Below are 487 nucleotides of genomic sequence, written 5' to 3'. Positions count from 1 at the left end.
GCCGCCAGATCGTTGGCGAACAGCGACTGCAACAATCCGGCCCCTGTGAACAGGCCCAACAGCGGCACCAGATAGACCAGCATGGCAGAGCGCAGCAGACTACTTTCGGAAATGCCCAATTCAACGCGTTGACCAGGCAGCAAAGGCTGCTCGCACGGAACGTACAGCGCCTGCTCGGCGGACCGCCCCAATTCACTCAAAAGCCCGGTGCCACAGGTTTTACGCGACTGACAACCGCTGCACCCGGACTGCTCACAGTGCAGCTCGGCCATGCCATTGTGCCAGGAAACCACGGTCGCCCACTCTTTGATCATACCTGTGCCCTACATCTTGCAAATTTATTGCGATTGAAAAATGACGTTGTCAGCAATGCGTTTAGCCGTGGTCGGGGGTAATTCGCCCACTACGGTTATTTCATACCCATCGCGAATTTCTGTGTGTACGCTTCGCCGTCCCGTCGTCACATATTGCTCAGCACGGGATTCTG

At 56.3% G+C, this 487-nt stretch carries 2 protein-coding genes; both read right to left on the bottom strand.

Translation table 11 applies throughout. The features are described from left to right. Nucleotides 1–314, bottom strand: a 314-nt coding sequence (locus tag J5069_RS24020; protein ID WP_264646148.1) for a SoxR reducing system RseC family protein, incomplete at its 3' end; no start/stop codon positions are given. Nucleotides 315–338: 24 nt separating this feature from the next. After that, on the bottom strand, nt 339–487 hold a 149-nt coding region (locus J5069_RS24015), incomplete at its 5' end, for a MucB/RseB C-terminal domain-containing protein (RefSeq protein ID WP_264646149.1).

Source organism: Candidatus Symbiopectobacterium sp. NZEC127 (assembly GCF_025962675.1).
Taxonomy (GTDB): Bacteria; Pseudomonadota; Gammaproteobacteria; order Enterobacterales; family Enterobacteriaceae; genus Symbiopectobacterium.
This window is presented reverse-complemented; position numbering and strand designations above follow the sequence as displayed.